Source organism: Oleiphilus sp. HI0067 (assembly GCF_001635735.1).
In genome coordinates, this window is sequence record NZ_LWFI01001124.1 from 1 (window position 1) to 1,163 (window position 1,163).

Below are 1,163 nucleotides of genomic sequence, written 5' to 3' on the forward strand. Positions count from 1 at the left end.
ACTATAAAAGAGACATCGAAAACAGTACGAAGGACCGTTTCGGTTTAACTATAAAAATTGATGGGGAATTGAAGCTTTCTTGGTGGCCTCTCGGTGTAACCCTTGACTCTCTCAGTATTCTAGATCAAGAGGGGCAAGTATTTACTCAGGTATCACAGATCGACCTATCGATAGACACGCTCAGCTTGCTCAAGCTCGCCCCTGAAATTAACGGAATTTATTCAAACGGCGCTCATATTCATCTGTATGTCGACGAATCTGGAAATCGTAATTGGGATCTTTTGACTGAAGGCGGTAAACCGGTCGATGAAGAGTCACAAAAAACAGATAGTTCAGTTGTCACCACCGACAATACAAATCTGAAACCTACAAGCACAGAGTTGGCGACGATACCATTTTTGGCAAAGCATATTCATATTCAAAACTATCGAGTGGACTACATAAACGCGCAAAGCTCTCTGAATATCTCACTTCACAGCTTTGACTTAGAAGTGAATAATGCAAGACTAGATGAGGATTTTCCTATTCAATTCAGCTTCACTTATGAAGACAAGCTACAAGGGACACGCTACTTCAACAGCCTCAGAACAAAAGCAAATATCAGCGCTGAACGTCAAATGCTATCACTCATTGGACTTGAAAATAATCTCGACCTTTCTGGGATACTGCCTAATAAGAAAACCATACAGCTCTCGCTAACTGGAAACTTTGAGTATGACCTGAAAGGTGACACACTAAACGCTTCGAGCATGCAGGTCAGTGGCGCCAGCATTGCTTTAGATACTCAATTTGTCGCCAAGAAGCTTCGCACCAGTCCTGATATAACGGGCATGATTCACGTTGCACCCTTTGCTCTTGCAAATGTAAACCAATACTTAGGTTTAAATTTACCGATTAACGACAAAGCCTTTAAAAACATAGGAGTTGATGCTCCATTTACATTTCGTTCAGGAACTTTACAGAGCACTAATTTCGACTTAGCGTTCGACGAATCAAAGTTCTTGGGTTCAATTAAAGCGCGCCCAGCTGCCAACTTTTATGACATCTCATTGGCTGGCGATCAGGCGGTTATAGACAACTACCTCGCTGCCATAATTCCTTCGCAAAAGCAGGTTACCGCGCCACATATCGCTGCAATTGAATCAAATAACGAAGCAGTCAAA

Annotated in this window: 1 protein-coding gene; it reads left to right on the forward strand. The window is 42.2% G+C overall.

Features of this window, described 5'->3' with window-relative positions:
* Positions 1–1,163: AsmA family protein (locus A3739_RS16350; protein WP_156502628.1), on the forward strand; the 1,163-nt coding region annotated here is incomplete at both ends.